The organism is Streptomyces sp. NPDC001157, from assembly GCF_053598255.1.
The window spans coordinates 142,828-166,643 of record NZ_JBSFJW010000018.1 but is presented as its reverse complement, the minus strand read 5'-3'; the positions used below and the strand labels follow the sequence as shown (position 1 = coordinate 166,643).

Genomic DNA, 23,816 nt, shown 5'->3' with positions numbered 1-23,816 from the left:
GTTGATAGGCCGGATCTGGAAGCACCGTGAGGTGTGGAGGTGACCGGTACTAATAGGCCGAGGGCTTGTCCTCAGTTGCTCGCGTCCACTGTGTTGGTTCTGAAACCACGAACGGCCCCACGTTGCCACAACGTGGTGCGGCAGGTTCGACAGTTTCATAGTGTTTCGGTGGTTATAGCGTGAGGGAAACGCCCGGTTACATTCCGAACCCGGAAGCTAAGCCTTACAGCGCCGATGGTACTGCAGGGGGGACCCTGTGGGAGAGTAGGACGCCGCCGAACAATTGTTGAGGGAACCCCCGTACCGTTTATTCGGTACGGGGGTTTTCTGCGTTTCAGGGCTCAGGTCTCGGGCCCTTCAAGGAGGGCCCTCCTCTTACAGACGTCCCGCCGCTTTCAGGGCCAGATATGCATCTGCCAGTGCTGGCGCCAGTTCTTCCGGAGTCTCGTCGACGACTGTGACTCCGTGGCGGCGGAGTTGCTCCGCGGTGCGGTGGCGTTCACTTTGGGCCTGGGCAGCGGCTGCAGCTTCGTAGACGGCCTCGGTGTTTCCACGGGCGTTCGCCATACGGGCGATGAAGGGATCCGCTACCGATGCCATCAGAATTGTGTGGCGCTGGGTGAGTTGGGAGAGCACGGGAAGCAGACCCTCTTCCACGGGCGCCGCATCGAGACTGGTGAGCAGCACGATGAGTGAGCGGCGGGGGGCCGTGCGGAGTGCGGTCGCTGTCAGCCCCCGGGCGTCCAGTTCGACCAGTTCGGGTTCGAGCGTAGCCATCGCGTTGACCAGAGACGGGAGGACGTCGCCTGCTGTGCGGCCCTGGACGAGGGCGCGTACCCGGCGATCGTAGGCGAGCAGGTCCACCCGGTCGCCGGCGCGTGAAGCGAGTGCTGCGAGGAGCAGTGCCGCGTCCATCGAGGCGTCGAGGCGTGGGGCGTCCCCCACGCGACCTGCTGAGGTGCGGCCGGTGTCCAGGACGATCAGGATGTGACGGTCGCGTTCGGGACGCCACGTGCGTACGGCGACCGCGGACTGGCGGGCCGTCGCACGCCAGTCGATCGAGCGGGTGTCGTCGCCCGGTACGTACTCGCGCAGGCTGTCGAACTCTGTCCCTTCGCCGCGGGTGAGCACGCTGGTTCGGCCGTCGAGCTCGCGGAGGCGGGCGAGTTTCGAGGGCAGGTGCTTGCGGCTGGTGAAGGGGGGCAGGACGCGGACCGTCCACGGGACCCGGTGGCTGCCTTGGCGTGAGAACAGACCCAGTGGGCCGTAGGAGCGGATCGTCACGCGGTCTGCTTGACGGTCGCCGCGGCGGCTGGGGCGTAGACGGGTGGTGGCGCGGCGGCGTTCGCCGGAAGGCACGGTAAGGCGGTGACGCGAGGCCGTGATTTCCGTGCCGGGCTGCCAGCTGCTGGGGGGCCAGGCGTCGCGCAGGCGGGCACGGAGGAGACGGCGGGATGGATTGGTGACCGTGAGGGTCACGTCGGCCGCCTCGCCCAGGCGTACGGACGTATCGCCGGAGCGGGTGAGGCCGAGGCGCCGTACCGGTGCTGCGAGGGCGAAGTCGCAGGCACAGGCCAGGGCCAGGGGAGCGTTCACAGCGATGATGCCTGTCCAGCTGGGGTCCCAGATGCCGACAGGGAGGGAGCCGAGGGCCGCCACGAGCGCGGCGCGTCCGGTGAGTGCCATCAGCGGGGGACGGGGACGTGGGCGAGGATCGCGTTGATGACGGAGTCGGCCGTCACGCCTTCCATCTCTGCCTCGGGGCGGAGCTGCACGCGATGGCGGAGGGTGGGGAGGGCCAGGGCCTTGACGTCGTCGGGGATGACGTAGTCACGGCCTGTGAGCCATGCCCATGCGCGCGAGGTGGCAAGGAGGGCCGTGGCGCCGCGTGGGGAGACGCCCAGGGCGAGGGACGGCGATTCGCGAGTGGCCCGGCAGATGTCCACCACGTAGGCGGTGATCTCCGGGGAGATGGCCGTCTTGGCGACTGCGGCGCGGGCGGCCTGCAAGTCGGCCCCGCCGGCCACGGGGCGTACGCCGGCGGCGCGAAGGTCGCGTGGGTTGAAGCCCTCGGCGTGTCGGGTGAGGACGTCGATCTCGTCCTGGCGGGAGGGGAGAGGGACCGTCAGTTTGAGGAGGAAACGGTCCAGTTGGGCTTCGGGGAGGGGGTAGGTGCCCTCGTACTCGACCGGGTTCTGGGTTGCTGCGACAAGGAAGGGGTCGGGGAGCGGGCGCGGGGTGCCGTCGACCGTGACCTGGCGTTCCTCCATGGCTTCCAGGAGGGACGACTGGGTCTTCGGGGGCGTGCGGTTGATCTCGTCGGCCAGGAGGAGGTTGGTGAAGACCGGACCCGGCTGGAACGAGAACTCGGCGGTGCGGGTGTCGTAGACCAGGGAGCCGGTGACGTCGCTCGGCATCAGGTCGGGGGTGAACTGCACGCGCTTCGTGTCGAGTTCGAGTGCGGAGGCGAGGGCGCGTACGAGCAACGTTTTGGCGACCCCGGGGACTCCTTCCAGTAGTACATGTCCGCGGCAGAGGAGGGCGACGACGAGGCCGGTCACGGCGGGGTCCTGGCCGACCACGGCTTTGGCGATCTCGGCTCGCAGGGCTTCCAGGGAGGCTCGGGCTTTGCCCGGATCCCCGGTGTGCCCGGCGTTGTCAGTGGTCGGGTCCATCATGGACGGCGTACCTCTCTTTCGAGGGCGTCGAGTTGGTCGGCGAGGGCGATGAGAGCCGCGTCGTCGCTGGGTGGCGGGCCGAAGAGGAGTGAGTTCAGGGCCTGTCCGTCGCCGTGGAGATGGGCGGACAGGGCGGGGAGCAGAGCCTCGGGCGCGTGCGCCTGGGCGACGGGGACGCCGACGAGGGGGGCGAGGCGGGTGCGGGTGGTGGAGCGAAGAGCGGCGGCCGCGCGGTCGCGGGCGTTCGCCTTGCGGTAGAGGCGGGCGCGGCCTTCGACGGTTTCGGAGGCGCGGATCGCCACGGGGAGTTTCTCGGGCACGAGTGGGCCCAGTCGGCGTGCTCGCCAGAAGGCGGCGACGGCTGCCGCGAAGAAGAGTTGCAGTGTGCCCCAGCGCCAGCCCGAGGGGAGGAGGTCGAAGAAGCCTTTTTCGCCGCCCGTGTCGGTGGCGGAGTTGTCGGAAAGTGAGGGGAGGTACCACACCAGATGGGGGCGGGAGCCGAGGAGTTGGAGGGCGAGCGAGGCGTTGCCCTCCTTGTCGAGGTGGTCGTTGAAGAGGATGTCGGGTGCGCCGAGGACGACGGTGTCGCCGTCTCCGGAGGACTCCGGAATGCGCAGGAGGGTGGCCAGGCGCTCGCTGCGGTAGCACTTGTCGGCGCCCAGGCGTGTGGTGGTGTAGCGGATGCCGCCCGTTTCTGCGGTGCCCGCGCGGCGAGCGGCGGGCAGTCGGCAGTCGGGGGAGAGCGCCGAGTCGAAGCTGGTGGCGGGGTCCGCGGTGACGCCTGGGACAAGCTTCTCGACCGACGAACTGCCTGGGGCGATGAGGACGGTGCGGCCGGCCGAGTGTGCGATCGCGGAGTGCAGCCGGGTCTGTTGACGGTCTGTCAACAGGTCGGGGACGGCGACCAGGAGGGTGGTGTCGGGGGCGGCTGCGGCGCGCGCCCCCTCCAAAGTGGTGACCATGCGTGTGGACACACCGCGGTCGGCGAGGAGTTCGGTGACGGCGCGGCTGCCGTGGGGATCGACGGAGCGTGGGTCGAGTTCGCCGTGTCGGGTGTCGGAGCGGATCACGGCGATCACGATGGCCGCCGCCAGGAGGATCACGACGGCGAGTGCGATGCCACGTGCGCGGGTCCACACCTGGCGTGCGGTGGGCGAGGCCGAGGTGGACGGGAGCATGACCTCGGTCGTCATCCGGCGGCTCCCTGGCGGGCGTTGTGGGTTGTGCTGGCGCTGCTGCTCGCGAGTTGGGGCCTGGTGCGTTCGAGGTCGCGGTCGAGTTCGGCCATGCGGTGGTACGACTGCTCGCTGGCCCTTCGGCCGCCGTATGTCACATCGTCGAAGTCCCGGGCAGTGGCGTGCAGCCGGTCCCGGTGGTCGGGCAGTGCGCGGCCTGCTTCTGCGGCTGCCTCGTCCGCGGTGCGGCCGGGGCGGATGTCGAGAAGTGCGCGTTCCTCGAGGGAGCGGACGATGCCGCGCATGCGTTCCTGGACGGCTTGGTTCCAGTGGCCCTGGGCCGCGTGCGCCTCGGCGGCCGCGCGGTGCTCGGCCGCGCTGCGGGGACGATCGTCGAACAGCGTGGCGGACGAGGCGGGTTCACGCTGTGGTGTGCCCAGCCGCCACCACAGGGCGGCCAGCAACGCGAGTACGGCCACGACGACGACCACCAGGCCGAGTGTGCCTCCGGGTGTAGCGGCCGCCGCCGAGCCGAACAGTTTGTCGACCAAGTCCCAGAAGGCGTTCAGGGCGCGCTGGAACAGGCTGGGGTCGTTCTCGTGGTACATGCGCTTCGACAACTCGCGACGGGCTGCCTCGCGTGCGGGATCCCGAGGGATCGTCACCGGCGGTTCGTCGCCGGAGTGCGCCAGCGACAAGACGGATGTGTTGCCGGCGCGCAGCAGTGCCCGTACGGCCGATTCTGCGGCGCGCGGCATGACCGTCGGCACCGTTGTGAGAACTCCCCCCGTCATGCTCACTGCATCAGCCCCCCGAGCCGGCGTCGGCCCCGTAGCCCTGGACACCGGCGGCGCGGGCCAGTTCGAGATCCAGGGCTTCGCGGCGGATGCGCTGGTCGATGTAGAGCAGCACGGTGACGCCGGCGTTGATCGGGAAGGTGATCATGGAGCCGATCACCGAGCCGACACCGCTGATGATGAGGAAGGCCCAGCCGAGGTTGTTGCCCTCACCGTTGAGGAAGCCGACGATGCCCTCGCCGCCGAGTGCTGCGGCGAGGAAAGTGAAGGGGATGACGACGATCGCCGAGATGATGTTCGCGATGATTCCGGCGAGCAGTTGGATGCCGAACACACGCCACCAGGAGCCTCGGACGAGCTTCGCGGATCGGCTCATGGACTTCACGACGCCCTGTTTCTCCAGCATCAGCGCGGGCGACGCCAGGGAGAAGCGGATCATCAGCCACAGGGCGACGACGCCGGCGGCGAGGCCGCCCAGGACGGCGAGCGCGACACCTCCGTCGGTGTTCCCGAAGACCGCCACGAGGATGCCTGGCAGCGCGCCCACAAAGACGATGGTGACGGCCATGAGAGGCAACAGCAGGATCAGGCCGAAGAGCTTCACCACCTGAGGGCGGGCATCGCGCCAGGCCTCGGCCGTGGTCACGGGCCGGCCGAGGACCGCGCGGCTGGTGACGGTGGTGAGCAGGGCTGTCGCGGCGACTGTGGCGATCAGGGAGATCAGGAAGACCGCGCCGGAGCTGAGCATGACTTCGCCCATGGCGCGGGTCAGTTCGCTGGCGCTGGCGCTCGGGTCGTCGAGGGCCGCGGTGCTGGTGTCGTTGAGTACCAGGCCCTGGAGCAGGATGACGAGGACCTCCGTGACCACCGCGACGGTCAGGGAGATGCCCAGCACTGTGCGCCAGTAGGTGCGCATGGTCGAGACGGCGCCGTCGAGGATCTCGCCCACGCCGAGCGGCCGGAGCGGGATGACGCCGGGCTTGGCGGCGGGCGGGGGGCCGCCCCAGCCGCCGCCCCATGCGGGGTATCCGGGAGTGCCGTAGGTCTGGAAGCCGCCGGGACCGTGTCCTCCAGGGCCAGGGGGAGGCTGGGTGCCCCAGCCGGGGCTGGGCGGTGGGGGTGGTGGAGCAGGCCGGCCGGGGCCTGCGGGGTCGGCGGGCGCGGACCACTGGCCGGGTGGCGGCTGCTGCTTGGACCACTGCGAGCCGGGGCCCTGCGGGTCAGGAGTGTCCTGCGGGTCGGATCCGGGCTGGTCCGCGGGCTCCGCGGGGTCGGGTCGGTCGGTGGGCCCGGCAGGGCCGGACGCGCCGGGCTCCTGCCCGTCGGACGGGGCAGATCCGGGCGAGGCCCAGCCCGGAGTGTCTTTCATCGTCGCTCCTTCACGGTGCCCGTCCGCGGTCGCGGCGGCAGGTTGGCAGCCATCGTGCCATGGGGTGGTCGCCGAGGTACCGGCCGCGGTATGGGCTGCACACCTTCAATTGTCTGCCGGATAAGGGGCAGACTGACCGCATGGCTGATCAGTACGTGCAATCCCGCGAAGACAGCAGTCCGACCGAGACACCGGCGATCCGCTGGGAGGAGCCACCAGAAGGGCCCGTACTGGTACTTCTCGACCAGACGAGGTTGCCGGCCGAGGAGGTCGAGCGGGTCTGCACGGACGCACCCGCGCTGGTGGAGGCGATCCGTTCGCTGGCTGTGCGCGGGGCGCCGCTGCTCGGCATCGCTGGAGCGTACGGGGTCGCGCTCGCCGCCGCACGTGGCTTCGACGTGGACGAGGCCGCAACCGCGCTGGCGGGTGCCCGGCCCACTGCGGTGAACCTCGCTGTCGGGGTGCGCAGGGCACAGACCGCCCACCGGGCCGAGTTCGCCAGGAGCGGCGATGCCGGGTCGGCTGCGGCGGCGGCGCTTGCCGCGGCGCGTCGGCTGCACCAGGAGGACGCCGAGGCCAGTGCTCGTATGGCCGAGGGCGGGCTGGCACTTCTGGACGAGCTGCTGTCCGGTGGCGGGCACCGGATCCTCACCCACTGCAACACCGGGTCGTTGGTGTCGGGCGGGGAGGGAACTGCGTTCGCTGTGGCGCTCGCGGCGCACCGTGCGGGGAGGCTGCGGCGGCTGTGGGTGGACGAGACGCGTCCGTTGCTGCAAGGCGCTCGCCTGACCGCTTATGAGGCGGCGCGAAACGGCATGGCGTACACCTTGCTCACGGACAACGCGGCGGGCTCGCTCTTCGCGGCTGGTGAGGTGGACGCGGTGCTGATCGGTGCGGACCGTATTGCGGCCGATGGTTCGGTGGCGAACAAGGTCGGGAGCTATCCGCTCGCGGTGCTCGCGCGGTACCACCATGTGCCGTTCATCGTGGTGGCACCGGTGACGACGGTGGATCTGGACACCCCCGACGGGGCCTCTATCGAGGTCGAGCAGCGGCCTGGCCATGAGGTGACCGAGGTCACAGCGCCGCAGGTGCCGGTGGCAGGAGCGGGAGCAGGAGGCGGGGTTCCGGTGGCGCCCCTGGGCACCCAGGCGTACAACCCGGCGTTCGATGTGACGCCGCCCGAGTTGGTGACCGCGATCGTCACGGAAGAGGGAGTCGTTTCACCCGTGACCGCTGAGGCTCTTGCGGAGCTCTGGGCCAGGTCGCGCGAGGTGACGATCAGCTAAGGGGTGAGTTCGGCCCGGGCGAGGCCTGCCCGGTAGAGGTTCGACGCCGGCGCGGGGTGCTTCCCGTCCGTGAAGTGGGACGTGCTTGTCCCGGCTTCGAAATGGTCCGCTCTGCGTCGCCCGTCCGTCAGTGGGTGAATGGGATCGGGGCGGGCCTGCCACGTCCGTCGCGGGTCGCTGCAGCCTGGCCAGGAGTCGCTGGGCCGACTGTATGGTCAGGCTCCGCCTACCCTGGGTAGCTGACATCCGTGTCTGACATCGACGTCGCGGGACAGGGGCAGACAGTGACGGCCGAGTACGACTATCGTCACGGGCCAGTGACGCTGCTCACCTGCACCTTCGCCACTGTTATGAGAATGGGATGATGTCGTTTATGAAGGGACGAGTCCTTGTCGTCGACGACGACACGGCACTGGCCGAGATGCTCGGCATCGTGCTGCGTGGTGAAGGTTTTGAGCCGTCTTTCGTAGCCGACGGTGACAAGGCGTTGGCCGCATTCCGTGAGAGCAAACCGGACCTGGTGCTGCTCGACCTGATGCTGCCCGGGCGGGACGGCATCGAGGTGTGCCGCCTGATCAGGGCGGAGTCCGGTGTGCCGATCGTGATGCTCACGGCCAAGAGCGACACCGTCGACGTGGTGGTCGGGCTGGAGTCGGGTGCCGACGACTACATCGTGAAGCCGTTCAAGCCGAAGGAGCTGGTCGCCCGGATCCGGGCGCGGCTGCGGAGGTCGGAGGAGCCGGCGCCGGAGCAGCTGGCCATAGGTGACCTCGTCATCGATGTGGCCGGTCACTCCGTGAAGCGGGACGGGCAGTCGATCGCGTTGACGCCGCTGGAGTTCGATCTGCTGGTGGCACTGGCGCGGAAGCCGTGGCAGGTGTTCACGCGTGAGGTGCTGCTTGAGCAGGTGTGGGGATACCGGCACGCTGCGGACACCCGGCTTGTGAATGTTCACGTGCAGCGGCTGCGCTCCAAGGTCGAGAAGGACCCGGAGCGGCCGGAGATCGTGGTGACGGTCAGGGGCGTCGGTTACAAGGCAGGGCCCAGCTGACATGTCCGGTGACAGTGCCGCTTCGGCGCCGGGGCCGGACAGGGCCAGCGCGGGGCGGCCTGTCGGTCGGAAGACGACAGGGTCGCGCTGGGGCCGACTGATGGAGGGCGGGCTGCTGCAAGGCGGAGTCCAGGGCAGCCCGGTGCTCCGCCTGTTCATGCGCTGGGTCAGGCGGCCGCTGCTGCCCGTCATGCGGCTGTGGCGGCGGAACATCCAGCTCAAGGTCGTCGCCACCACGCTGCTGATGTCGTTGGGTGTGGTGCTGCTCCTCGGATTCGTCGTCATCGGGCAGGTGCGCAACGGGCTGCTGGACGCCAAGGTGAAGGCCTCGCAGAGTCAGGCCACCGGTGGGTTCGCGGTGGCCAAGCAGAAGGCCGACGAGGCGGCGGTCGGGACCGGCGACGACGGCACGGCGGCGGACCAACGCCAGTCGCAGAACCTCACCTCGTGGATGAGCGACCTCGTGGAGTCCCTGTCCAGCGGTGGCCAGGGCGCCTTCGACGTGGTGACGCTGCCCGCGGGCGACGACAACAGCGGCGGCGGGCGCGGGCCACGTGCCTCCGGGTACGTCGATCCGACGGCCAGCGTGCCCGAGGACCTGCGCACGCGGATCAACGGTGACACGACGGCCGCCCAGAGCTACACCCGCATCGTCTACTGGAACGACGAGGAGTCGGAGCCGGCACTCGTCATCGGCAAGCAGGTCAACGATCCCAATGGCGAGCCGTACCAGCTGTACTACCTCTTCCCGCTCACCCAGGAGGAGAAGTCGCTGAGCCTGGTCAAGGGCACGCTGGCGACCGCGGGGCTGTTCGTCGTCGTACTGCTCGGAGCCATTGCCTGGCTGGTGGTGCGGCAGGTCGTGACGCCGGTGCGGATGGCCGCGGGGATCGCCGAGCGGCTGTCCGCCGGGCGGCTGCAGGAACGTATGAAGGTCACCGGCGAGGACGACATCGCCCGCCTGGGCGAGGCCTTCAACAAGATGGCGCAGAACCTGCAGCTGAAGATCCAGCAGCTGGAGGACCTGTCGCGGATGCAGCGGCGGTTCGTGTCGGACGTGTCGCACGAGTTGCGGACACCGCTGACGACCGTGCGGATGGCGGCGGACGTCATCCACGAGGCGCGGGAGGACTTCGATCCGGTGACCGCGCGGTCGGCGGAGCTCCTGGCCGACCAGCTGGACCGGTTCGAGTCGCTCCTTGCGGATCTACTGGAGATCAGCCGGTTCGATGCGGGCGCCGCGGCGCTGGAGGCGGAGCCGATAGACCTCCGGGACGTCGTACGGCGCGTCGTCAGCGGCGCCGAGCCGCTCGCCGAGCGCAAGGGCACGCACATACGCGTCCTGGGCGACCAGCAGCCCGTCGTCGCCGAGGCGGACGCGCGGCGCGTGGAGCGGGTGCTGCGCAACCTCGTCGTCAACGCCGTGGAGCACGGCGAGGGCAAGGACGTCCTCGTCAAGCTTGCCGCGGCCGGTGGGGCGGTCGCCGTCGCGGTGCGCGACTACGGCGTCGGACTCAAGCCCGGTGAGGCCACGCGCGTGTTCAGCCGCTTCTGGCGAGCGGATCCGGCACGCGCGCGTACCACCGGAGGCACAGGCCTCGGGCTGTCCATCGCCCTGGAGGACGCTCGGCTGCACGGCGGCTGGCTGCAGGCCTGGGGGGAGCCCGGCGGGGGCTCACAGTTCCGGCTGACGCTGCCGCGGACCGCGGACGAGCCGCTGCGGGGCTCGCCGATACCCCTGGAGCCCAAGGACTCGCGGCGTAACCGAGGACTCAACGACGCCGGGCTGCCGCGCGGGGACAAAACGGCCACCGTGCCCGCGCAGCCGGTCGCGGACCAGATACCGCCCATGGCCCCCAGACCGGGCGGTGCGGCCCCCACGGCCGACCCGACGGCGCTGCCCGGGAACGGGGCGCGCGTGGTGCCTCGTCCGACTTCCGGAGCCAGACGACAGAACGAGACGCCCGCCGAGGACGGGGCCGAGACCTCGAGCCGCCCGGACACCGGGCCGGAGGAGTCGAAGAAGCAAGGGGAGGCATTTCGTGGGCGCTGACCGCCAGGGGGGCGCCGGGCGCAGACCGATGCGCGCGGCGACGTACGCAGCCTGTGGTGCCGTACTGCTGGCGGGATGCGCCTCGATGCCCGACAGCGGCGACCTGCGTGGCGTCGACTCCACACCGCGCCAGGACACCCAGGTGCGGGTCTTCGCCATGCCACCCCAGGACGACGCCCAGCCCTCGGACATCGTCTCCGGTTTCCTCGAGGCGCTGACCAGCGACGATCCGAACTATTCGACGGCGCGGCAATACCTGACCAAGACGGCGTCACAGACGTGGAAACCCGGGCTGTCCGGCACGGTCCTCGCCAACGGACCAGGCATCGACCCCAACCGCCTGGGCGGCCGGGAGGGCGCCGACGACCTCTCGTTCACGCTGACCGGCACGCGGGTCGCGAACGTGGACGAGCAGCAGGCGTACTCGCCCGCCGACGGGCCCTACGACGCGTCGGTGCATCTCACCCGCGACAAGAAGACCAAACAGTGGCGCATCGACAGGCTGCCGCAGGGCGTCGTCATGGGTAAGTCGGACTTCCAGCGCAACTACATGTCGGTCAACAAGTACTACTTCGCCTCGAACGCCGCGGCCGGGACGACGACGCAGCCGGCGGCCGTCGCCGATCCCGTGTACGTGCGCCGACGCGTGGACCCCATGACGCAGATGGTCCGCTCGCTGCTCAACGGGCCGACGAACTGGCTCGAGCACGTGGTGCGGACGAGCTTCCCGACGGGTACGGCGTTGAAGAACGGCACCACCGCGCTGGCGCCCGACGACCAGAACAAGCTGACCGTGCCGCTGAACGACAAAGCCCGCCGGGTCGGCCAGGGCCAGTGCGACGAGATGGCCGCCCAGCTCCTGTTCACCCTGCAGGACCTCACCCCCGCGGTGGACCAGGTCGAGCTCCAGTCCGGCGACTCGCGGCTGTGTTCCCTCCGCGAGGCCGACGCCGCCACCGTGCGCGGCTCGGTGCAGCATCCCGGCTACCTGTACTTCATCGACAGCAAGAACCGGCTCGTCCGGATGGGCACGGGCAACAACAGCAGCCCCAAGGCCGAACCGGTGACCGGGGCACTCGGCGAGGGTGACAAGGCACTGCGCTCGGTCGGCGTGTCGCACGACGAGGACAAGGCGGCCGCCGTCTCCGCCGACGGCAGGGAGCTGTACGTCGCGTCGCTGGTGTCCGGCGATTCACTCAGGCCCCCCGTGGTGACCAGCCACGGCAAGTCGCAACAGGACGACCGGCTGACGGCGCCCAGCTGGGACGTCCACGGCGACCTCTGGGTGGCCGACCGCGACCCCGGCAACCCCCGGCTGCTCCTGCTGGAACAGGGCGAGGGCGAGCCCCTCGCGGTGAAGATCCCGGAGCTGGACGGGCGTATCAAGGACGTCCGGGTGGCCGCCGACGGGGTGCGCATAGCGCTCGTGGTGGCGAAGGGAAGCAAGAAGTCCCTGCTCATCGGGCGGATCGAGCGGCGGCAGGAGGCCACGGAGGATCGGCCCACCGTCTCGGTGCTCGGACTGCACTCCGCAACACCGGAGTTGGAGGACGTCACGGCCATGTCGTGGGCCGGGGACAGCCGGCTCGTGGTGGTGGGGCGCGAACAGGGCGGACTGCAGACCATGCGGTACGCGCAGGTCGACGGCTCCACTCCCGAGGGACCGGCACCCGCGGCCCTCTCCGGGATCAAGGAGATCACCGCAGCCGAGTCCGACCGGCTGCCGTTGGTGGCGGACTCGGAGGACGGGATCGTACGACTGCCGTCCGGCGGCCAGTGGCAGAAGGTCACGGACGGGGCGGCACCGGTCTATCCGGGGTGACGCTGCCGTGCGGGGAGCCGGTGAGGTCGTCCGGGGGCGGCTGATTTCGGCCGCGTCGAGTGGGCGGTTTGCACCCGGGACGACTTGTCCACAGGGAGTTGTCCACAGGGCTGGCCGGGGGGCTCGGGTGTTGGCAGAGTGGTGGGCATGCGGGGGTGGTGGCAGGACCTCACCGACCTGGTGCTGCCGGCCGAGTGCGGAGGCTGCGGGAGGTCTCGCACGGTGCTCTGCCCGGAGTGCCGTGCCGTCCTGAGCGGGACCGCACCGAGCCGGGTGCGACCGGTGCCGGAGCCGCCCGGGCTGCCCGTCGTGTACGCGGCCGCCCGGTACGCCGACGAGGTGCGAGCCACGCTGCTCGCCCACAAGGAACGGGGCGCGCTGGCCCTCGCGGCACCGCTCGGCACGGCACTGGCAGGGGCCGTGCGGACGGGGCTCAGGGAGGCGGCCGGCCCTGCGGCTGCGGGCGGTGGAACGCCCGTACTGCTCGTCCCCGTTCCGTCCGCGCGTGCAGCGGTACGGGCGCGCGGCCACGACCCGGCACGGCGGATCGCGCTCGCCGCGGCGGGTGAGCTGAGACGGGTCGGGACCGCGGCACGAGTCCTCGCCGTGCTGCGGCAGCAGCGTGGCGTGGCCGACCAGTCGGGGCTCAACTCCCGGCAGCGGCTGGACAATCTCGCAGGCGCCCTGACGGTGGCTCCCGGTGGAGACCGGCTGCTTCGCGGCGGTTCGGTCGTGCTCGTCGACGACCTGATGACCACCGGCGCATCCCTGGCCGAAGCGGCGCGAGCCGTGCGGGCGGCGACCGAGCCGGAAGAAAGGACGGGCGCGTACGAGAGGAGAGAACAAGAGGCGGTTGCGCAACGGCACTTCTCGGGGCTGGTTTCGTACGACGAAGCAACTACGGCGGTGTACACGGCAACTGCTCGGGAAGGCACAGGAGAACGGATCGCCGGCTCGGCGGACGAGGCGCCCCGTCGTATGCACTCAGTGCCAGGAATGGCGGGTGCGGGCGGCGCAGGTGACGTGATCTGCGCGGCCGTGGTCGCGGCGCCACCGGATTCCTTCGAAATAAACCGGAACTGACTGCCAGCTTGCATCGTTGCAGGTAATGAGAGGGTCAATTCACCTGAACGGAGGTACGCCGCGGTAGAGGGTGACGACATCCGTCCGGGCGAGATATGTTCGGTTGTGAGAGAAAGGCGCAGGCCATCGCTCTCGTACCCGAATGCCGTGCTGCGGGTTTTCACAATCACCCGTCGCGGTGGAGTGGAGATCTTGTCCGCGGGGGAGGAGGTGGAAGTCACCGAGTCCGTAGGTTCCGGAGCTCGCCGGAACCTGGTGCAAAAGGGAGATGCTCCGCCAGTGGAGCGGAGTGATCCGGGAACGGAGTTCTGCGTGGACATCGTCGTCAAGGGCCGCAAGACCGAGGTGCCCGAGCGGTTCCGCAAGCACGTGGCCGAGAAGCTGAAGCTGGAGAAGATCCAGAAGCTCGACGGCAAGGTGATCAGCCTCGACGTCGAGGTGTCCAAGGAGCCCAACCCCCGACAGGCCGACCGTTGTGACCGAGTGGAGATCACGCTCCGCTCCCGCGGTCCGGTGATCCGGGCGGAGGCTGCGGCCAGTGACCCGTACGCGGCGCTGGACCTGGCGGCGGAGAAGCTGGATGCCCGGCTGCGCAAGCAGCACGACAAGCGGTTCTCGCGCCGCGGCGCGCGCAGGATCTCGGCCGCCGAGGTCCCCGACCACGTCCCGGGCGCGGCGACGCTCAACGGGAACGGCCACCCCGTCCACGATGAAGACCAGGACGGAGTGCCCACCAAGAAGATCGGCTCACTGGAGGTCAAGGGCGAAGGCCCCCTCATCGTCCGCGAGAAGACCCACGTCGCCTCCCCGATGACCCTCGACCAGGCTCTCTACGAGATGGAACTGGTCGGACACGACTTCTACCTGTTCGTCGACTCCGAGACGAAGGAGCCCAGTGTCGTCTACCGGCGGCACGCCTACGACTACGGCGTCATCCACCTCAGCACCGACCCGATGGTTGCCCAGGCGCAGTCTCCCGCGCCCGGCGGCACCCTGGGTGGCTGACCCGCGCGGCTGACGGCTGAGCCGGTGCCCCTGGAGCGCCTGTGCGCCCCCAGGGGCACCGGTGTGCGACCCCTTCACGAGCCGCTCTGTCACCGCGTTGTCGCCCGGGCATGGAATCATGGCGGCAACGGTCCAACCGGTGGGCCGTTGCCTTGGGTTGGCGATGGCACAGCACCACAGGCCACAGCCTTCAGGGGGAGGAACGATGGCGGACAGCTTCGGACCGATGCATGACGAGGATGCCGACGGCGGCGTCGTCGGCATGGGGCCGGACATGGGCTCTCCACGCAAGGAGCCGATCAGAGTCCTTGTCGTGGACGACCACGCCCTCTTCCGCCGGGGCCTGGAGATCGTGCTCGCGGCCGAGGAGGACATCCAGGTCGTCGGGGAGGCCGGGGACGGTGCGGAGGCCGTCGACAAGGCGGCCGACCTGCTGCCGGACATCGTCCTGATGGACGTACGGATGCCGAAGCGGGGCGGGATCGAGGCCTGCACCTCCATCAAGGAGGTCGCCCCCAGCGCCAAGATCATCATGTTGACGATCAGCGACGAGGAAGCCGACCTCTACGACGCGATCAAGGCGGGCGCGACCGGTTATCTCCTCAAGGAGATCTCCACGGACGAGGTGGCCACCGCCATTCGCGCGGTGGCCGACGGGCAGTCCCAGATCAGCCCGTCCATGGCGTCGAAGCTGCTCACCGAGTTCAAGTCGATGATCCAGCGGACCGACGAGCGCCGCCTCGTGCCCGCGCCGCGGCTGACGGACCGCGAGTTGGAGGTCCTCAAACTCGTCGCCACCGGGATGAACAACCGGGACATCGCCAAGGAACTGTTCATCTCCGAGAACACCGTGAAGAACCACGTCCGCAACATCCTGGAGAAGCTGCAGCTGCACTCCAGGATGGAAGCGGTGGTGTACGCGATGCGGGAGAAGATCCTCGAGATCCGCTGACCGGCTGGTGGCCCCGTCAGCGCATTGCCGCGACGAGAGCCCGGGTCACCTCCTTGGTGAGCGGCTCGTGCAGCTCCGGGGCGTCCACGCGCTCCACGCGTACGCTCGTGCAGTTCACCCAGCTCGCCGCCTCGACCAGCGCTTCTGCCACGGCCGGGACCACCTTGGGGCCGTCGAGGGTGACCTGCTTGGCGACCAGCGTGGCGCCGTCACGGGCCGGGTCCACCCGGCCGACGAGGCGGCCGCCGGCGAGGACCGGCATCGCGAAGTAGCCGTACACCCGCTTCGGCTTCGGGACATAGGCCTCCAGGCGGTGGGTGAAGCCGAAGATCCGCTCCGTGCGCGCCCTCTCCCAGATCAGGGAGTCGAACGGTGACAGGAGCGTGGTGCGATGGCGGCCGCGCGGCGGCGTGTCCAGGGCGGCCGGGTCGGCCCAGGCCGGTTTGGACCAGCCCTCGACCGTGACCGGGACCAGGCCCGAGTCGGCGATCACCTCGTCGACCTGCTCCCCCTTGAGGCGGTGGTAGTCGGCGATGTCCGCGCGCGTGCCGACGCCCAGGGACTGGCCCGCCAGGCGGACCAGACGGCGCAGGCACTCCGTGTCATCCAGCTCGTCGTGCAGGAGGGCATCCGGGATCGCGCGCTCGGCGAGGTCGTACACGCGCTTCCAGCCGCGGCGCTCCACGCACACCACCTCCCCGTACATCAGCGCACGCTCCACGGCGACCTTGGCGCCGGACCAGTCCCACCACTCACTGGTGCGCTTCGCACCGCCCAACTCCGTCGCCGTGAGGGGCCCTTCGGCGCGGAGCTGCTTGATGACCTGGTCGTAGGTGCCGTCGGGGAGGTCGTGGTTCCAGTGCGGGCGGCTTCGGTAGGCGCGGCGGCGGAAGGCGAAGTGGGGCCACTCCTCGACGGGGAGGATGCAGGCGGCGTGCGACCAGTACTCGAAGGCGTGCGGGGCGGCGGACGGAGCCTTCCAGTACGCGTCCTCCACCTTGCCGCGGCCCACCGCGCCGAGGCGGGCGTACGGGATGAGCTCATGGGAGCGCGCCAGCACCGAGATCGTGTCCAGCTGGACCGCGCCGAGATGGCGGAGGACGCCGCGGACGCCCGCTCTGCGGTCGGGCGTGCCGAGGAAGCCCTGGGCGCGGAGGGCGATGCGGCGGGCTTCGTCTGCCGAGAGATCGGTGGCGGGGCGCGGGGTCGTCATGGTCCGCACGATAGAAGGCGGCACTGACAATGCGGGGTGATCTGCGAATTCGTCACTGGACGCCCGGTGTTGAGGCGGGTGCCGGGAGGTAGGGCGCCGTCGACGCCAGCCCCAGGTCCGAAGGCAGCAGGGCACCCACCCAGGAGTCCCGGCGCACGCCCTGGTGGATGATCGCGGAGCGCAGGACGCCCTCGATGACGAAACCGGCGCGCTCCGCCACCGCGCGGGAGGCGTTGTTGCCGACTTCCGCACGCCATTCCACGCGATCGACGGACAGTTGGGTGAAGGCCCAGCGGGAGACCTCGACGACTGCCTCGGTGACATAGCCGTTGCCGCGGTGTTCCTTCGTGCCCCAGAAGCCGATCTCGGCCATGCTCAGGGAATGCATGGTGAGGCTGAGCATGCCCACGAGTTCCTCCCCTTCGGGGAGGAACAGAGCGAAGGTGAGTATGGAACCGTTCGCCCACCCCTTGGGGGCGAGTTCCTCGGTGAAAGTCCGTGCGTGCTCGGCGAGGTAGGGCGACGGAATCGCCGTCCAGCGCTGGATGTCCGGGTCCTGGGCCGCGGCGTACACCGCGTCGGTGTCCTCGGGGCCGACCGTGCGCAGGAGCAGCCGGGAGGTCGTGAGCGTGACGGGTTCCATCGGCTGATTCTCCTCGGACGCCCGACACGGACGCCATCCTTTTGCGGTGCGTGAGCGCGTGATCACAATTCGCGCAATTCGTGGGCGTCATGCGGCACCATCCGCAGGGCCCGTCCGTTGTCCCCTTTGAAGGAGATTTGAAGCGGTGCGCGAACCCTTCGGCGGTCGTCGTACCGGCAGGCCTCCCGGCTTGGTGGGGTCCTCGCATACGATGGCCGTTGCTCAGCAAGTCAAATGGAAACCGACCGTCCCAGGCCCGACCGGCAAGGAGACCAACCCCCGTGTCCGTCCTCTCGAAGATCATGCGTGCAGGCGAAGGCAAAATCCTGCGCAAGCTGCACCGCATCGCGGACCAGGTCAACTCCATCGAAGAGGATTTCGTCGACCTCTCCGACGCCGAGCTGCGGGCCCTCACCGATGAGTACAAGCAGCGGTACGCCGATGGCGAGAGCCTGGACGACCTGCTCCCCGAAGCATTCGCGACCGTGCGCGAGGCCGCCAAGCGCGTCCTCGGGCAGCGTCACTACGACGTGCAGATGATGGGTGGCGCGGCGCTGCACCTCGGCTATGTCGCCGAGATGAAGACCGGTGAGGGCAAGACGCTCGTCGGCACCCTGCCCGCGTATCTGAACGCACTGTCCGGCAAGGGCGTCCACCTCATCACGGTCAACGACTACCTGGCCGAGCGCGACTCCGAAATGATGGGCCGCGTCCACAAGTTCCTGGGCCTGACCGTCGGCTGCATCCTCGCCAGCATGACGCCGGCCGAACGCCGCGAGCAGTACGCGTGCGACATCACCTACGGCACGAACAACGAGTTCGGCTTCGACTACCTGCGCGACAACATGGCGTGGTCGAAGGACGAACTGGTCCAGCGCGGCCACAACTTCGCCATCGTCGACGAGGTCGACTCCATCCTGGTCGACGAGGCCCGTACGCCGCTGATCATCTCCGGTCCGGCCGACCAGGCCACCAAGTGGTACGGCGACTTCGCCAAGCTGGTCACCCGCCTGAAGAAGGGCGAGGCGGGCAACCCGCTCAAGGGCGTCGAGGAGACCGGCGACTACGACGTCGACGAGAAGAAGCGCACGGTCGCCATCCACGAGTCCGGTGTCTCCAAGGTCGAGGACTGGCTGGGCATCGACAACCTCTACGAGTCGGTGAACACCCCTCTGGTGGGCTACCTGAACAACGCCATCAAGGCGAAGGAGCTCTTCAAGAAGGACAAGGACTACGTCGTCATGGACGGCGAAGTCATGATCGTCGACGAGCACACCGGCCGAATCCTCGCCGGCCGCCGCTACAACGAGGGCATGCACCAGGCGATCGAGGCGAAGGAAGGGGTGGACATCAAGGACGAGAACCAGACCCTCGCCACGATCACCCTGCAGAACTTCTTCCGCCTCTACAAGCGTCACGACCAGGACGGCAAGGAACTGCCGGGCCTGTCCGGCATGACCGGTACGGCGATGACCGAGGCGGCCGAGTTCCACCAGATCTACAAGCTCGGCGTCGTCCCGATCCCGACCAACAAGCCGATGATCCGCAAGGACCAGTCGGACCTGATCTACCGCACCGAGGTCGCGAAGTTCGAGGCGGTCGTCGACGACATCGCCGAGAAGCACGAGAAGGGCCAGCCGATCCTCGTCGGTACGACGTCGGTCGAGAAGTCCGAATACCTCTCGCAGCAGCTCTCCAAGCGAGGCATCCAGCACGAAGTGCTGAACGCGAAGCAGCACGACCGAGAGGCGACGATCGTCGCCCAGGCCGGCCGCAAGGGCGCCGTGACCGTCGCCACCAACATGGCCGGCCGTGGTACGGACATCAAGCTCGGCGGCAACCCCGACGACCTCGCCGAGGCGGAGCTGCGTCAGCGTGGCCTCGACCCCGAGGAGCACATCGAGGAGTGGGCGCACTACCTGCCCGAGGCCCTGGAGCGTGCCGAGAAGGCCGTGAAGGCGGAGTTCGAAGAGGTCAAGGAGCTCGGCGGGCTCTACGTCCTGGGCACCGAGCGGCACGAGTCGCGGCGTATCGACAACCAGCTGCGCGGTCGTTCCGGCCGTCAGGGCGACCCGGGCGAGTCCCGCTTCTACCTCTCGCTCGGCGACGACCTGATGAGGCTCTTCAAGGCGCAGATGGTCGAGCGCGTGATGTCGATGGCGAACGTCCCGGACGACGTGCCCATCGAGAACAAGATGGTCACGCGCGCGATCGCATCCGCGCAGTCGCAGGTCGAGCAGCAGAACTTCGAGACCCGTAAGAACGTCCTGAAGTACGACGAGGTCCTCAACCGCCAGCGCGAGGTCATCTACGGCGAGCGCCGCCGTGTCCTGGAGGGCGAGGATCTGCAGGAGCAGATCGGCCACTTCATGGACGACACGATCGACGCGTACATCGCGGCGGAGACCGCCGAGGGCTTCGCGGAGGACTGGGACCTCGACCGGCTGTGGGGCGCCTTCAAGCAGCTCTACCCGGTGAAGGTGACCGTCGAGGAGCTGGAGGAGGCGGCAGGTGACCGGGCAGGTCTGACCGCCGAGTGGATCTCCGAGTCCATCAAGGAGGACATCCACGAGCAGTACGCGGCACGCGAGGCGCAGCTCGGTTCCGAGATCATGCGTGAGCTGGAGCGCCGGGTCGTGCTGTCGGTGCTGGACCGCAAGTGGCGCGAGCACCTCTACGAGATGGACTACCTCCAGGAGGGCATCGGCCTGCGCGCGATGGCGCAGAAGGACCCGCTGGTCGAGTACCAGCGCGAGGGCTTCGACATGTTCACCGCCATGATGGAGGGCATCAAGGAGGAGTCCGTCGGCTACCTGTTCAACCTGGAGGTCCAGGTCGAGCAGCAGGTCGAGGAGGTCCCGGTCGAGGACGCCGAGCGGGTCGACATGGAGAAGCAGGACGTGGTGCCGGCGCAGGCGGGCAGCCGCCCGGAGATCCGCGCCAAGGGGCTGGACGCTCCGCAGCGCCGGAACCTGCACTTCTCCGCGCCGACCGTGGACGGCGAGGGCGGCACCATCGAGGGCGACTTCGTGGGCGACGAGGAGCCGGTGCGCTCGGAGGCCGACGGTCTCACGCGCGCGGAGCGGCGCAAGCAGTCCCGGAGCGGGCGCCGCCGCAAGAAGTGAGCAGCGCGTCGTAGCGGCTTGAAGGGCCGGGTCACCTCGGGTGGCCCGGCCCTTCGGCGTACGGCGGTGCGGCACGGTGGGGCGAGCTGGGCCGGCGGCCCCTGCGGTCGTCTAGTCGTCGCCGGTGGGGCGCGGTGGGCGGGGGCCGCCGAGTTCCACCGCCGTGCAGCGCCAGCGCAGGTCCTGGCCCCGTTCCAGGCGGAAGGCCATGGCCCGCAGCTGGTCGCCGGCGCCGATGCGGGCGAAGGCCTCGACGGCACCGGGACGGGCTTCGTAGTAGCCGATGTCACGGACGACGGGGCGTGCGCCGCGGGTGCGAAGGGGGCCGCGTTCGGCGAGCCAGGCCAGTTCGTCGTAGGCCCGGCCCGCGGTGTGCCGCAGCATCGAGTGGACGGGACGCTGACCGCTCAGCACGGCCAGGAGGAGGTCGGCGAAGACGTCGGTGGGGCGGGGCTGGGGGCTCGGCCGGACGTGGCCGGCGGGGCAGGGCGCCGCGGCGGCGGTACGGGCGCCCGGAGCCGCCGTGGTGGTCGCGGTGCCCTGGGGTGGGGTGGCCGGCCGCGGCGGGCGGACAGGCCCCGTGAGGGTGGTGGTCGTGCTCCTGGCGGGAGCGGCCGGGGCCGTCGGCGGGCGGTTGTCGGCCGGCCTTGCGCCGGGCGAGACGCCTTCGGTCCGGGAGCCCCGTGGGCGGCCGCTGCCCGGGGCGGTGCGGGTTCGGGTTCCGCCCGGGATGCGGGGCGGGGTGCCGCCGGGGCGGCGGGAGTCGCGGCGGCCGGGAGGGCGGGCGCCCGGCTGGTGCTGTGCCCTGGTCATGATCTTGTGCATGCGCGTCCCCGTTCGGTCGGACGGATTGATACCCGCCGGTAACTTGGCGTTGGGGATCTTGTACGGGGCGAGGCGTGGCGGCGGCAAGGACGCGGGGAGCCGGGCCGGGGTGGTCGGAATCTTCACCTATCAGGGTGATGGAGGGGGTGTGGAACCCCGTGGCCACGGGGGTGTGCCGGGTGAATTCCGAGGCCTGAAGTGGACGCCTCCGGGCTTGCGGGCAGGGACTCGAAAGGGGACTCCCGCACGTATCCTGGAGGCCCTCCAGCAGGCGCGTGAGCGCGCCCAGCCACCGACCACGAAAGCGGCCAGCCATGCGCGTCTACGTCCCCCTGACCCTCTCCGGTCTCGCCGAGGCGTACAAGACGGGAGAGCTGGGGGCAGGGCCGCTCGTGGCGTACGCCGTCACGCCCGCCCTGCGCGAGTGGTACCTCTCCGACGACATCGAGGAACTGGAGTACGCCGCCCTCAACCGCGCCGCGCTGGCCTCGCTCCGGCTGCTGGCCGCCGACCCCGCGGCGGTACGGCGCCGGGTCGTGGTCGCCGTCGACGTGCCCGACGGCGCCGCGTCCGCCGACCCCGACCGGGGTCTCGACCCGGCCGCGCTCGGCGAGGTACGGGTGAGCGGGACTGTGGCGCTGGCCAAGGCCGCCGCCGTCCACGTGGACCTCGACGACGCGGAGGGGGACGTGGCCGCCGCGGCCGAGGCGCTCGAAGCGGCGGACCGCGGGGACGACGACGCGCAGTTCGTGGTGGACGGCGCCGAGGACCATGAACTGCTGTGGTACGCGACGCAGGAGATCCCCAACCTGGTCGGGCTCGGGGACTGAGCCGTCCCGCGTCCGAGCCCTCCCGCGCCTGCGCCTTCCCGTGGCCTGAGGCCTCCAGCGTCGGCTCCGTGGCCGTCTGACCTGCTGCGCTCTTGATTGTCAGTGGCGGCGGGTACGTTTTTGGCATGGGGAAGCAGACAGGGGCGCACATTGTCTGGGACTGGAACGGGACGCTGTTCCACGACAATGACGCGATCATCGGGGCGACGAACGCGGCGTTCGCGGAGCTTGGCCTTGAGCCGATCACGATGGAGCGGTACCGGGCGCTCTACTGCGTGCCGGTTCCGAAGTTCTACGAGCGGCTCATGGGCCGGCTGCCGACGGACGCCGAATGGGAGGTCATGGACGAGACCTTCCACCGGTACTACGCCGAGCACCGGGTCCGTTGCGGGCTGACCGAGGGGGCGACGGAGCTGCTCGCCGGATGGCGGTCGGCGGGACGCAGCCAGTCGATCCTGAGCATGTACACGCATGACGAACTCGTCCCGTTGGTGCGGGGGTTCGGGATTGAGGCGCACTTCATACGCGTCGACGGGCGGACCGGGCCCTCGGGGGGCAGCAAGGCGGAGCACATGGTGCGGCACCTTGCCTCACTGGTCGGTGTGGATCCGGCTCGTACGGTGGTGATCGGGGATGCTGCCGATGATGCGGTGGCCGCGCGGCATGTGGGGGCGCGGGCGGTGCTGTACACCGGCGGGTCGCATGGGCGGGCCAGCCTTGAGGCGGTGGGGGTGCCGGTGGTGGACACGCTGGATGAAGCTGTTGCTGAGGCGGAGCGGCTGGCTGCGTAGGGGGTTTGCGGGGCTGGGCGGGGTTTCGTGGAGCCCGGCACCTGGGCTGGGTGGGGGTGGGTTCGCCGGCCCGCGCTGGCGGGGTGCCGCCTGCGCCCACCCGTGCCGCCCCAGCGGCACGACTGCCCGCAGACGGTACGGCGTGGCTGTGACCGACTGCGGGCGGCTCGGCGCGACGGCTCGCGCGCGGTGCGGCGTGGTGGGGCTGCCTGCGGGCGGCTCGGCGCGACGGCTCGCGCGCGGTGCGGCGTGGTGGGGCTGCCTGCGGGCGGACGGGCGGGGCGCGAGGGCCCGCAGACGGTACGGCGGGGCTGTGACTGACCGCGGGCGGCCGGGCACGACGGCCCGCGGGCGGCCCGGCGCGACTGCCCCCAAGCGCTACGGCGTGGTGGGATTGCCTGCGGGCGGCGCTGTGTGGCTGTGTCTGGCCGCAGGTGGCACGGCGTTCGGTGTTGTTGACCGCAGGCGTACGGCGTTCGGGGCGAGTGCCCGCCAACGGCGGTCAGTGGGCAAGGGTCAGGTCGCAGGGGCCTTTGCTCGTAGGACCGTCAGGAACTCTCGCATCCATGCCGGGTGGTCCGGCCAGGCGCGGGATGAGATCAAGGTTCCGTCGACCACCGCCTCGGTGTCCTGGAAGGTGGCTCCGGCGGTCTGCATGTCGGGTTCCAGGGCGGGGTACGCCGTGACGCGGCGGCCGCGGAGGCCGTCCACCGCGGCGGTGAGAAGAGGGCCGTGGCAGATCTGGGCGACCGGCTTGTCCGCGTCGAAGAAGGACTTGAGGATCTTGCGGAGTTCGGGGTCGTTGCGGAGGTACTCGGGGGCGCGGCCGCCCGGGATGACGAGGGCGGCGTACTCGCCGGGGTCGACCTCGGCGAAGGCGAGATCGGCGGGCCAGGTGTAGCCGGGCTTCTCGGTGTAGGTGTCGAAGCCGGGTTCGAAGTCGTGGACGACGAACTGGAGCTTCTTGCGGGTGGGGGCCGCGATATGGACGTCGTAGCCCTCCTCGCGGAGGCGCTGATAGGGGTACAGGACCTCGAGTGACTCTGCTGCGTCGCCGGTGACGATGAGGATTTTCGTGGTCATGTCGGACGGCTCCCCTCGGGCGGGTGTGCGCT

19 protein-coding genes and 1 rRNA gene are annotated in these 23,816 nt (G+C 69.9%); 11 read left to right on the top strand and 9 right to left on the bottom strand.

All coding sequences use genetic code 11. The features are described from left to right. The first annotated feature begins 164 nt into the window (after positions 1-164). A 5S ribosomal RNA gene (gene rrf / locus ACWDAG_RS28230) occupies positions 165-281 on the top strand. Between the two features lie 94 nt (positions 282-375). On the opposite strand, the gene ACWDAG_RS28225 is transcribed toward rrf, so the two are convergent. From ACWDAG_RS28225 to ACWDAG_RS28205, 5 genes are read right to left on the bottom strand one after another with little or no spacing between them, the layout of a single operon-like run. Further along, complete coding sequence (locus tag ACWDAG_RS28225; protein WP_450698354.1) at positions 376-1,686, bottom strand: DUF58 domain-containing protein; 1,311 nt, start codon at positions 1,684-1,686, stop codon at positions 376-378. Beyond that, positions 1,686-2,675, bottom strand: a complete 990-nt coding sequence (locus tag ACWDAG_RS28220) for an AAA family ATPase (RefSeq protein WP_450698353.1) — start codon at positions 2,673-2,675, stop codon at positions 1,686-1,688. The genes ACWDAG_RS28225 and ACWDAG_RS28220 overlap by 1 nt, the downstream gene beginning before the upstream one ends. Continuing rightward, a complete protein-coding gene (locus ACWDAG_RS28215) occupies positions 2,675-3,871 on the bottom strand; it encodes a DUF4350 domain-containing protein (RefSeq protein ID WP_450698352.1) in 1,197 nt (398 codons plus the stop codon). Before ACWDAG_RS28215 ends, ACWDAG_RS28220 begins: the two co-directional genes overlap by 1 nt. Next, positions 3,868-4,611: a DUF4129 domain-containing protein gene (locus ACWDAG_RS28210; protein ID WP_450698359.1), complete on the bottom strand. Its 744-nt coding sequence runs from the start codon at positions 4,609-4,611 to the stop codon at positions 3,868-3,870. Before ACWDAG_RS28210 ends, ACWDAG_RS28215 begins: the two co-directional genes overlap by 4 nt. 46 nt (positions 4,612-4,657) lie before the next feature. After that, the gene (locus ACWDAG_RS28205; protein WP_450698351.1) at positions 4,658-6,019 is read right to left on the bottom strand and encodes a glycerophosphoryl diester phosphodiesterase membrane domain-containing protein; all 1,362 of its coding nucleotides are present in this window, start codon (positions 6,017-6,019) and stop codon (positions 4,658-4,660) included. A 140-nt stretch (positions 6,020-6,159) separates the two neighbouring features. On the opposite strand from ACWDAG_RS28205, the gene mtnA reads away from it, so the two are divergent. The 7 genes from mtnA (at position 6,160) to ACWDAG_RS28170 (ending at position 15,274) form a co-directional block, all read left to right on the top strand. Then, the gene (gene mtnA / locus ACWDAG_RS28200; protein ID WP_450698350.1) at positions 6,160-7,308 is read left to right on the top strand and encodes an S-methyl-5-thioribose-1-phosphate isomerase; all 1,149 of its coding nucleotides are present in this window, start codon (positions 6,160-6,162) and stop codon (positions 7,306-7,308) included. Between the two features lie 361 nt (positions 7,309-7,669). After that, positions 7,670-8,359 (top strand): two-component system response regulator MtrA, encoded by a 690-nt coding sequence (gene mtrA / locus ACWDAG_RS28195; RefSeq protein WP_187284748.1) that lies wholly within the window; start codon positions 7,670-7,672, stop codon positions 8,357-8,359. Position 8,360: 1 nt separating this feature from the next. Beyond that, positions 8,361-10,412: an MtrAB system histidine kinase MtrB gene (gene mtrB, locus ACWDAG_RS28190; RefSeq protein WP_450698349.1), complete on the top strand. Its 2,052-nt coding sequence runs from the start codon at positions 8,361-8,363 to the stop codon at positions 10,410-10,412. Next, positions 10,402-12,234 carry an LpqB family beta-propeller domain-containing protein gene (locus ACWDAG_RS28185; RefSeq protein ID WP_450698348.1) on the top strand — a complete coding sequence of 611 codons (1,833 nt, stop codon included), beginning with the start codon at positions 10,402-10,404 and terminating at the stop codon, positions 12,232-12,234. Before mtrB ends, ACWDAG_RS28185 begins: the two co-directional genes overlap by 11 nt. Before the next feature lie 147 nt (positions 12,235-12,381). Beyond that, positions 12,382-13,317 carry a ComF family protein gene (locus tag ACWDAG_RS28180; protein WP_450698347.1) on the top strand — a complete coding sequence of 312 codons (936 nt, stop codon included), beginning with the start codon at positions 12,382-12,384 and terminating at the stop codon, positions 13,315-13,317. Positions 13,318-13,629: 312 nt separating this feature from the next. Beyond that, positions 13,630-14,322, top strand: a complete 693-nt coding sequence (gene hpf / locus ACWDAG_RS28175; protein ID WP_450698346.1) for a ribosome hibernation-promoting factor, HPF/YfiA family — start codon at positions 13,630-13,632, stop codon at positions 14,320-14,322. A 205-nt stretch (positions 14,323-14,527) separates the two neighbouring features. Next, complete coding sequence (locus ACWDAG_RS28170) at positions 14,528-15,274, top strand: response regulator (RefSeq protein WP_450698345.1); 747 nt, start codon at positions 14,528-14,530, stop codon at positions 15,272-15,274. Positions 15,275-15,290: 16 nt separating this feature from the next. On the opposite strand, the gene ACWDAG_RS28165 is transcribed toward ACWDAG_RS28170, so the two are convergent. Together ACWDAG_RS28165 and ACWDAG_RS28160 are read right to left on the bottom strand one after the other, a co-directional pair. Further along, on the bottom strand, positions 15,291-16,487 hold the full coding sequence (locus ACWDAG_RS28165; protein WP_450698344.1) for a winged helix-turn-helix domain-containing protein: 1,197 nt from the start codon (positions 16,485-16,487) through the stop codon (positions 15,291-15,293). A gap of 52 nt (positions 16,488-16,539) precedes the next feature. After that, a complete protein-coding gene (locus tag ACWDAG_RS28160) occupies positions 16,540-17,130 on the bottom strand; it encodes a GNAT family N-acetyltransferase (RefSeq protein WP_450698343.1) in 591 nt (196 codons plus the stop codon). A 281-nt stretch (positions 17,131-17,411) separates the two neighbouring features. Here ACWDAG_RS28160 and secA point away from each other — a divergent pair, with 281 nt between their 5' ends. Beyond that, on the top strand, positions 17,412-20,255 hold the full coding sequence (gene secA, locus ACWDAG_RS28155; RefSeq protein ID WP_450698342.1) for a preprotein translocase subunit SecA: 2,844 nt from the start codon (positions 17,412-17,414) through the stop codon (positions 20,253-20,255). Positions 20,256-20,366: 111 nt separating this feature from the next. Here the strand turns inward: secA and ACWDAG_RS28150 are convergent, their stop codons facing one another. Then, the gene (locus ACWDAG_RS28150; RefSeq protein ID WP_450698341.1) at positions 20,367-21,080 is read right to left on the bottom strand and encodes an Rv3235 family protein; all 714 of its coding nucleotides are present in this window, start codon (positions 21,078-21,080) and stop codon (positions 20,367-20,369) included. Between the two features lie 314 nt (positions 21,081-21,394). On the opposite strand from ACWDAG_RS28150, the gene ACWDAG_RS28145 reads away from it, so the two are divergent. Continuing rightward, the gene (locus ACWDAG_RS28145; protein WP_450698340.1) at positions 21,395-21,910 is read left to right on the top strand and encodes a DUF6912 family protein; all 516 of its coding nucleotides are present in this window, start codon (positions 21,395-21,397) and stop codon (positions 21,908-21,910) included. A gap of 125 nt (positions 21,911-22,035) precedes the next feature. Beyond that, positions 22,036-22,701: an HAD family hydrolase gene (locus ACWDAG_RS28140; protein WP_450698339.1), complete on the top strand. Its 666-nt coding sequence runs from the start codon at positions 22,036-22,038 to the stop codon at positions 22,699-22,701. A gap of 516 nt (positions 22,702-23,217) precedes the next feature. Here the strand turns inward: ACWDAG_RS28140 and ACWDAG_RS28135 are convergent. Continuing rightward, positions 23,218-23,784, bottom strand: coding sequence for a DJ-1/PfpI family protein (locus ACWDAG_RS28135; RefSeq protein WP_450698338.1), 567 nt, complete (start codon positions 23,782-23,784; stop codon positions 23,218-23,220). Positions 23,785-23,816: the final 32 nt, after the last annotated feature.

Excerpts from the sequence above, each read along its gene's own strand:
- ACWDAG_RS28170 (WP_450698345.1), top strand. The coding sequence starts at position 14,528 with ATGGCGGACAGCTTCGGACCGATGCATGACGAGGATGCCGACGGCGGC.
- ACWDAG_RS28210 (WP_450698359.1), bottom strand. The coding sequence starts at position 4,611 with ATGCCGCGCGCCGCAGAATCGGCCGTACGGGCACTGCTGCGCGCCGGC.
- mtrA (WP_187284748.1), top strand. The coding sequence starts at position 7,670 with ATGATGTCGTTTATGAAGGGACGAGTCCTTGTCGTCGACGACGACACG.
- ACWDAG_RS28180 (WP_450698347.1), top strand. The coding sequence starts at position 12,382 with ATGCGGGGGTGGTGGCAGGACCTCACCGACCTGGTGCTGCCGGCCGAG.
- ACWDAG_RS28140 (WP_450698339.1), top strand. The coding sequence starts at position 22,036 with ATGGGGAAGCAGACAGGGGCGCACATTGTCTGGGACTGGAACGGGACG.
- mtnA (WP_450698350.1), top strand. The coding sequence starts at position 6,160 with ATGGCTGATCAGTACGTGCAATCCCGCGAAGACAGCAGTCCGACCGAG.
- ACWDAG_RS28145 (WP_450698340.1), top strand. The coding sequence starts at position 21,395 with ATGCGCGTCTACGTCCCCCTGACCCTCTCCGGTCTCGCCGAGGCGTAC.
- ACWDAG_RS28135 (WP_450698338.1), bottom strand. The coding sequence starts at position 23,784 with ATGACCACGAAAATCCTCATCGTCACCGGCGACGCAGCAGAGTCACTC.
- ACWDAG_RS28215 (WP_450698352.1), bottom strand. The coding sequence starts at position 3,871 with ATGACGACCGAGGTCATGCTCCCGTCCACCTCGGCCTCGCCCACCGCA.
- ACWDAG_RS28225 (WP_450698354.1), bottom strand. The coding sequence starts at position 1,686 with ATGGCACTCACCGGACGCGCCGCGCTCGTGGCGGCCCTCGGCTCCCTC.
- mtrB (WP_450698349.1), top strand. The coding sequence starts at position 8,361 with ATGTCCGGTGACAGTGCCGCTTCGGCGCCGGGGCCGGACAGGGCCAGC.
- ACWDAG_RS28165 (WP_450698344.1), bottom strand. The coding sequence starts at position 16,487 with ATGACGACCCCGCGCCCCGCCACCGATCTCTCGGCAGACGAAGCCCGC.
- ACWDAG_RS28220 (WP_450698353.1), bottom strand. The coding sequence starts at position 2,675 with ATGGACCCGACCACTGACAACGCCGGGCACACCGGGGATCCGGGCAAA.
- ACWDAG_RS28160 (WP_450698343.1), bottom strand. The coding sequence starts at position 17,130 with ATGGAACCCGTCACGCTCACGACCTCCCGGCTGCTCCTGCGCACGGTC.
- ACWDAG_RS28205 (WP_450698351.1), bottom strand. The coding sequence starts at position 6,019 with ATGAAAGACACTCCGGGCTGGGCCTCGCCCGGATCTGCCCCGTCCGAC.
- ACWDAG_RS28150 (WP_450698341.1), bottom strand. The coding sequence starts at position 21,080 with ATGCACAAGATCATGACCAGGGCACAGCACCAGCCGGGCGCCCGCCCT.